This window comes from Paenibacillus sp. CMAA1364 (genome assembly GCF_054373195.1).
Genome location: NZ_JBITNB010000028.1, coordinates 40,132 through 48,206 on the forward strand (window position 1 = coordinate 40,132; position 8,075 = coordinate 48,206).

The window sequence follows — 8,075 nt, forward strand, 5'->3', positions numbered from 1 at the left end:
TTCATACTAGACCTAACTTTTCGAAAATAGTGTCCACATGCTTCAAATGCCAACTCGGATTAAATGCATCTTCGATATCTTCTTTATTAAGTATCTCTGTGATGGCTGATGTAGATTCAACGATATCACGGAATTGACGTTGTTCTTCCCATGCTTGCATCGCTAGAGGTTGAACGGTATCATACGCCTGTTCTCGACTGTAACCTTTATCAATTAATTTGGTTAACACTCTTCCTGAGAATGGCACCCCAAAGGTGCGGGACATATTACGTTTCATGTTCTCAGGATATACGGTTAAATTCTTCACAATATTTCCGAAACGATTCAACATATAATTCAACAACATCGTCGCATCCGGAAAAATAATTCGTTCTACTGAGGAATGTGAAATATCTCGTTCATGCCACAAGGTCACGTCTTCATATGCTGTCACCATGTGACCACGAATCACACGCGATAGACCTGAAATGTTCTCGCAACCGATTGGGTTACGCTTATGTGGCATAGCAGACGATCCTTTTTGTCCCTTAGCGAAAGCCTCTTCCACCTCGCGCACTTCACTTTTTTGTAACGCTCGAATCTCTGTTGCGAACTTGTCCAGTGATGTAGCAATCAGAGCAACGGTTGCCATATACTCAGCGTGACGATCGCGTTGTAATGTTTGGGTTGAGATTGGGGCAGCGGTAGTCCCTAACTTCTTACATACAAATTGTTCTACAAAAGGATCAATATTCGCATATGTTCCTACTGCGCCAGACATTTTACCAAACTCCACGCCTTTGGCAGCACGTCTGAAGCGATCCAAATTACGCTTCATTTCCTCGTGCCACAAGGCCATTTTCAAACCAAATGTCGTTGGTTCCGCATGCACACCATGGGTTCTACCCATCATCGGTGTATCTTTATAGGCTAGCGCCTTTTCCTTTAGAATATCGATGAAATTCAAAATATCCCTTTCAAGTATCTCATTGGCTTGGAGTAAAACATATCCTAGTGCCGTATCCACAACATCCGTAGAAGTTAGACCATAATGAACCCATTTACGTTCCTGACCAAGACTTTCAGACACTGCGCGTGTAAATGCAATAACGTCATGGCGTGTTTCGGTCTCAATTTCATTGATCCGGTCAATATCAAATTTGGCATTCTTCCGTAACAGAACCGTATCTTCCTTAGGAATCACACCTAACTCAGCCCAAGCTTCACAAGCACATAGTTCTACTTCTAGCCACGAATCAAATTTATTCTTCTCCGTCCATATTGCCCGCATTTCTGGTCTACTATAACGTTCAATCATGTTCTTATTTCCTCCAGATATTCGTTTGTGATACCCAATCGAGTCCATCTTTCACATCATTACATAATAAATTGATATGCCCCATCTTTCGATTATGTTTACTCTGCGTCTTGCCATATAAATGAAGCTTCGGAATAATGCCTAACTCAAGTGCCAGGTTATCTTGTACCCCTGTGCTCTTAATGACAGATGTAAGATGTTGTCCAAGCACATTCACCATAACAACAGGAGTAAGTAGCGTGGTATCTCCTAACGGAAGATTACATACTGCACGTACAAGTTGCTCGAATTGTGATGTTCTACACGCTTCCATCGTATAGTGACCCGAGTTATGTGGACGAGGTGCTAACTCATTTACATATATGGTGCCATCTTGGGTCACGAACATCTCAACAGCCAACAAACCAACAACACCCATATGTGATGCCAGTGATTCAGCCAACTGCCTAGCTTTATTCTGCACTTGTGCATTAACTCTCGCAGGAACAATGGATAGATGAAGAATGTTGTGGATATGGATATTCTCTGATACAGGGAAGCTTGTTACCTCACCATTAGGATTACGTGCTACAATAACGGATATTTCACATTGGAAATCAATAAACTGTTCGAGCACTAGGTCCGTTCGTAATGCGGCAAGTTCAGCATAAGCTCTGTCCAATTGGTCTTCGCCTCTAAGTACGAATTGTCCTTTACCGTCATACCCCCCAGTAGCTGTCTTTAACACCGAAGGATAACCTAATTCTTTGATTGCTTGTCGTAGACTATCTATTCCATCAATTATGCGATAGGGCGCTACCGGAACACCCGCGGCTTCAATAGCTCTCTTCTCACGAACGCGATGTTGCGTTGTATATAGAAGCTTACTTCCTTGAGGCACGTATGATTCATTCACTAATAGTTCTGCTACACCTGCATCAACGTTCTCGAACTCATACGTGATAACATCCGAGGCAAGCGCTAATTGTCTTGCCGCCTCAATATCATCATAGCCCGCAACGATCTGACGACTCACTTCACTGCTAGGAGATTGTTCAGTAGGGTCCAATGTTACAAATTGATAACCCATGGCGGTACCTGCAAGAGATATCATCCGACCTAATTGTCCGCCACCTAGAATACCAATCGTACTTCCTGGCAATATAGTGTTTGTTGTTGTCTTACCGTGTTCTTGATTTAACTTATCGTTCATAGATCATCACTACCTTCTAACACTTCATCTCTTATAGCATCTCTACGCTGTTGCACACGACGCTGCACTTCCGGATCAAATGCACCAATTATTTGTGCTGCTAATATCGCTGCATTGGTTGCTCCTGCTTTACCAATGGCCACCGTTGCCACAGGTATACCGCCAGGCATCTGCACGATGGAGAGTAAAGAATCCATCCCATTTAACGCCTTGGATTGAACCGGAACTCCGATCACCGGTAGAAGCGACTTCGCTGCTACCATACCTGGTAGATGTGCCGCACCTCCAGCTCCAGCAATAATAACCCGAATTCCACGACCTGCAGCTTCCTCTGCAAAAGTAAACATGAGATCAGGTGTACGATGTGCAGAAACCACCTTTTTTTCATAAGCGATTTGAAGCTCATCTAGCATTTGGCAAGTGAATTGCATGGTTTCCCAATCTGATTTACTGCCCATAATCACAGCTACCTCTGGCAACATTACTTTAACCCACTTTCCTTATTCGTCTTCTACATTCTTCTATTATGAAATTAAAAGATTCGGAACCTGAGAACATAAATTCTATTCTCAAGACACCGAACCTAGGAGGGATTACACCTTACCATGCATACAAGCGCAAAGCGTAGGTTGTATTTCCTCGTAGTCCGAACGTTTACGGTGTTCAGGTAGAAACTTCTGGACCATATTCCCAGACTTATACGAGATATCTAATTGGTGAATCAATAATGTTCTGTTTTATTACCACTCATGATTAGTTTAACAATCTACCCACCCTCATGTCAACCTAAACACGTACGTTCTAATCTCCGCAATATTTATTGTTCGTCTTTTCTAATAGGCCTATTTTCAAAAAAACCCATAAAGCTAACTTATCCTCATGATGCAGGATAATGGCTTTATGGGTTAATCACTTATTTAACAACAAATACTGGAACTTGAGCATGTTGTACGACATTGTGACTGACACTTCCAAGGACGAATTCACGAATGCCTCCAAGACCTCGGCTACCAATAACGATAATGTCGGATTGATTCTTTTTCGCATAATCGAGAACAACTTCGGCAGGCGCACCTTGGATCATTTCTACTGTACCATTGATGTTCGCTTCTGCAAGAGCACTCTTAGCTTCCTGAACTCTTTCCTCCGATAAATCCACATAGTCTTGCATCGCTGACGCTGGAATGGCTGCATAAGCTTCTCCAAAGTATGCACGTGGGAAACCAAAGACATGGACAACCTTTATCGTAGAATCTGGAGTTACTCTTGCCAAATCAATAGCATGTTGCAACGCCTTCTTGGAGGCTTTAGATCCATCATAAGCTACTAAAATATTTGAAAATAGCATATACTACACCTCTTTTTCCAAAGAATGATTAAAATAGTTGCGCATACTTACTACATCATAAAATACCCGTACAAAACAGCGTTCATAAAGAGTAATATGGGAATCCCAATTCGAAAGCTTACATGTCTCGTCTTGTGGCGTTTGCGATACATCGCAATAATGACGCCCAATGATCCGCCAATAGCAGCTAGCAGGAAGAGAGTTCTCTCTGGTACTCGATCTTTCCTTCGCTGGGCTCTCCTTTTATCATCAGACATCACCAGATAGCCCACCATGTTGATAAAGATAATCCAAATCCATAGTGCAGTCCCCACCCGTTACATGTCCTCCTCTCAACTCATAACTCATATACCTTACATCTCTATTATAAATCTAACTGCCTTCGGATTCAATTCACTAGCCTTTTTAAGTCGAATATTCATTATGAGCTCTCATTGTTCTTCTGTTCTAATGCTGCTTTTAGAAGATCACCCAGATTCGAGCCTACAGATTCCTGTTGAGCATATTTATTTACTAGTTTCCGTTCTTCATGCTTATTGATATGTTTATTATCTTTGTTCACAGTCTCTGTAATACCACAGGATAGACATTGTACATAAAGTCCTGCCTTACCTTCCTTCATTTCCATTTTCTTATGACATTGTGGGCAACGACGATTGGATAGTCTTTTGTCATCTGATCTGCGATAACCACAATCTTCTCTCGGACATACTAACATCGTTCCTCGTTTGTTCTTCTTCTCTAGTAAACGCGTATTACATTCCGGACAATGACTGTTGGATATGTTATGAGGTTTATATTCGACCAAGCTACTCTTAACACCTGACACCAATTCCTTTGACATACGACGAATCTCTTTTAAAAATAGATCTGGACTTCCTTGGCCGCGTGCAATCTTCTCAAGCTCTGATTCCCACTGGGATGTCAATTCTGGCGAACGCAATTGTGTTGACACCAATTCGATCAATTGTTTCCCTTTTCCCGTAGGATGCAATATATTCCCCTTACGTTCAATCGTATCTGATGATACTAGCTTCTCAATAATATCTGCACGTGTAGCAGGCGTCCCTAATCCGTATTTCTCCATTTGTGAGAGTAGCAATGCTTCTGTATATCGTTTCGGTGGTAATGTTCGACCCGGTCGAATGATGCACCGCTGTACTCTTATGGCATCTCCAACTTTTAACTCCGGCATAACCCAACGTTTCTCTGGAAGATCTGATGCATCCTCTTCATCTATATCGTCATCCACTTCTCCACCGTAGACTTCGCGCCAACCGATCTCCTTAACCGTCGTTCCTTTTGTAAATAACAGCTCATTCTCAATCTTTAACGTGACAGCTACATCATCATAACGCGCAGGCGGATAGAATAAGCTTATGAAACGTCGAACAATGAGATCGTACAATTTCCGTTCTTCAGCATTCAGCAAGTTCAACAGCACGGTCTCTTCCGTTGGTATGATAGCATGATGATCGCTGACCTTACTATCATCTACAATACGTTTCGTGATGATTAAATTCTTACGCAACAATGGACGGGCAAGTGTCGCATAAGGTCCAACAGCTATGCTCTCTAAACGTTCCTTGAACGTGCCTGTCATATCTGATGTTAGATATCTGCTGTCCGTTCGTGGATACGTGACTAACTTGTATTGTTCATATAGTCTTTGTAGTATATTAGAAGTCTGCTTAGCCGAGAATCCGTAACGTCGGTTGGCATCTCGTTGAAGTTCTGTAAGGTCATATGCTAAAGGATGCGGTTCAACTTTCTCCGATTTCCGAACCTGATCAACAACACCAGACTTATCTTGTAACTTCTTCTGTAATACCTCACCTTTCTGTCGGTCAAACATCCGAGCGTCGCCATTACCCCCTCGCCAGATTGCTGTGAATGAACCTACGTCAACGTTAAAAGTGTCATATTCCTCGGATTTGAAGTTGATAATTTCCTTTTCTCTATCCATAATCATTCCAAGAGAAGGTGTCTGTACTCTTCCTGCTGATAATTGGGCACCGAATTTACAAGTCAGTGCACGTGTAATATTCAGTCCAATCATCCAATCCGATTCCGCTCGACATCGAGCAGATTCGTACAAACGATCGTAATGGGTACCTGGCTTTAGAGTTGCAAAACCCTCTTTAATCGCCTTATCTGTCTGTGAAGAAATCCATAACCGTTGAAATGGCTTGTTCCATTTCATCATTTGTAGAATCCAACGGGCTAATAATTCACCCTCTCGAGCTGCATCCGTAGCAATAATTAATCCAGTTACATCTTTACGTTGTGACTGATGTTGAACAATCTTAAATTGTTGACTTGTCTCTCTTAACACTTTCAAATTCATCTTGTCTGGAAGAATCGGTAGATCCTCCAAATTCCAAGTTGCATATTTAGGATCATAATCTTCTGGCTCCGCCAAACCAACAAGATGACCAAGCGCCCAAGTGACTATATATTTAGGTCCTTCGAAAAAACCTTTATGCTTCTCTGTACTCCCCATCACTCGAGCAATTTCACGAGCAACCGAAGGTTTCTCAGCTAATATCAATGATTTCATCTTTTTAATTCCTTTCTGTGTATCTGCAATCACTATTTACAGCTCGCCATCATACTTCTAATCCTGTATTCTTAAATGGGCATCATAGTAACGCGTACCATCCGAAGATTGTCCTCTAAAACAAATGATCCCATCTTCCACTTCAGAACGTAGAACATGAATCACTTCACCCATTTGAGCTTCATGGTGATAGGTTATAGTGAATCCTTGTATGATGACGGTATCTAGTTCATGCTTCGTCAAAGCGTCCAAACATAGATCTGCATAACGTGCATTATTTAAGTGTCCATTGCTATCAATCCCGCTGTATCGTACTGTTGTGGAGTATGACTCAACCAATGGCACTTCTTCTGATATATTTATTTTATTAGGAATTGGACCAACAGAATCTTCATCATTAGATAAAATATGAAATGGATATGCCGAAGGTCTTAGCACCTTACGCTTATCCGTATCCACCAACACCCATAATGTAGAAGCTGTAATGATCACCTCATCATTCTCATCAAAAATTCTAAAATCTCTTAGCCAAGTTGCACCCTTTGTACCTTTATTCCACGTCGTTATTCTAATACGCTCATTAAACTTAGGAATACGAATACACTTTAGATTAATCGTAGTTAACATCCAACCCATATGCAGTGCAACCATTTCATCACGAGATCCGCCTAAATTCTCCACATCTCCATCCGCTTCTCTTTGCATCAGACTCAGTATCACAGAAAGGCGGCAATCCGCTTTATAATCAATTTGATTCGAATATATTAAGTGTTCTTCTGTCCTCATATAACCCATTGTTCTAATCCTCCACTTTCTATTGAATCCACAAACATACGATTGAAAAATGCTATCCATTCATCATAACTCAGTTCACATCATCATGCCACATTGGAGGATTGTCATTATACTGCTATGAATAGTTGGGTGTGGGTGTAGCTGAATAGTTGCATATTGCGTAGTTGTGGGGGGCACAAAATTTGCAGATCATATGCAAATGCGGAGCACGATGATTAGTTGCATTTAGTGCAGTTAAATTCGGTGATATGGTACTGGGGCGAGTATTAGTTGCAAATAGTGCATTTAAATGTTGGATACGTGCGGAAAGTGGCTGTAGTTGAGTAACTAGATGTAGGTTTTGCAACTAAATTCGCCAAATGTGGATTTGATACCAATTTAGATGTACTTTTGCTAACTAAATAGCGTGGTACGGTGAGAGATAAGTGGTGGACGCGTGGTGAGTGCCTGCTGGGAGATGATGTGATTGGTGGACAGAGATTGGTTAGTTGGTATACGGCTAAATAGTCACTAATTGTGTTTCATAGGTAAGGTCACGAATAATTAGTTGCAAATGGTGCAGTTAAATTGGGTGAAACAGTGCTAGGGCGAGTATTAGTTGCTTAAAGTACATTTAAATGTTGGTTAAGTGCGGAAAATGGTTGTCTTTGAGTAACTAGATGTAGGTTTTGCAACTAAATTCGTCGAATGTGGATTTGATACCAATTTAGATGTACTTTTGTTAACTAAATAGCGTGGTGCTGTGGGAGATAAGTGGTGGACGCGTGGTGAGTGCCTGCTGGGAGATGATGTGATTGGTGGACAGGAGATTGGTTAGTTTTATGAACGCAAATAAAAACCACTGTCGATATACATCAACAGTGGTTCTTGTGCTTGGCGACGT

Annotated in this window: 7 protein-coding genes and 1 riboswitch; all 7 genes read right to left on the bottom strand. The window is 41.5% G+C overall.

Annotated elements, in window-relative coordinates:
• Nucleotide 1: 1 nt before the first annotated feature.
• A complete protein-coding gene (gene purB, locus ACH8E3_RS14265; protein WP_458633313.1) occupies nucleotides 2–1,297 on the bottom strand; it encodes an adenylosuccinate lyase in 1,296 nt (431 codons plus the stop codon).
• Nucleotides 1,298–1,301: 4 nt separating this feature from the next.
• Nucleotides 1,302–2,489 (bottom strand): 5-(carboxyamino)imidazole ribonucleotide synthase, encoded by a 1,188-nt coding sequence (gene purK / locus ACH8E3_RS14270; RefSeq protein WP_458633314.1) that lies wholly within the window; start codon nucleotides 2,487–2,489, stop codon nucleotides 1,302–1,304.
• The gene (gene purE, locus ACH8E3_RS14275) at nucleotides 2,486–2,971 is read right to left on the bottom strand and encodes a 5-(carboxyamino)imidazole ribonucleotide mutase (protein WP_458633315.1); all 486 of its coding nucleotides are present in this window, start codon (nucleotides 2,969–2,971) and stop codon (nucleotides 2,486–2,488) included. The genes purK and purE overlap by 4 nt, the downstream gene beginning before the upstream one ends.
• Nucleotides 2,972–3,111: 140 nt before the next feature.
• Nucleotides 3,112–3,213, bottom strand: a riboswitch (purine riboswitch).
• Nucleotides 3,214–3,402: 189 nt separating this feature from the next.
• Nucleotides 3,403–3,837, bottom strand: a complete 435-nt coding sequence (locus ACH8E3_RS14280; protein WP_458633316.1) for a universal stress protein — start codon at nucleotides 3,835–3,837, stop codon at nucleotides 3,403–3,405.
• A 50-nt stretch (nucleotides 3,838–3,887) separates the two neighbouring features.
• Nucleotides 3,888–4,112, bottom strand: coding sequence for a DUF1294 domain-containing protein (locus tag ACH8E3_RS14285; RefSeq protein ID WP_458633321.1), 225 nt, complete (start codon nucleotides 4,110–4,112; stop codon nucleotides 3,888–3,890).
• 146 nt (nucleotides 4,113–4,258) lie between these two features.
• The gene (locus ACH8E3_RS14290) at nucleotides 4,259–6,397 is read right to left on the bottom strand and encodes a DNA topoisomerase III (RefSeq protein ID WP_458633317.1); all 2,139 of its coding nucleotides are present in this window, start codon (nucleotides 6,395–6,397) and stop codon (nucleotides 4,259–4,261) included.
• 57 nt (nucleotides 6,398–6,454) lie between these two features.
• Entirely contained in the window at nucleotides 6,455–7,192 is a 738-nt protein-coding gene (locus ACH8E3_RS14295; RefSeq protein ID WP_458633318.1) for an acyl-[acyl-carrier-protein] thioesterase, read from the bottom strand.
• Between the last annotated feature and the right edge of the window lie 883 nt (nucleotides 7,193–8,075).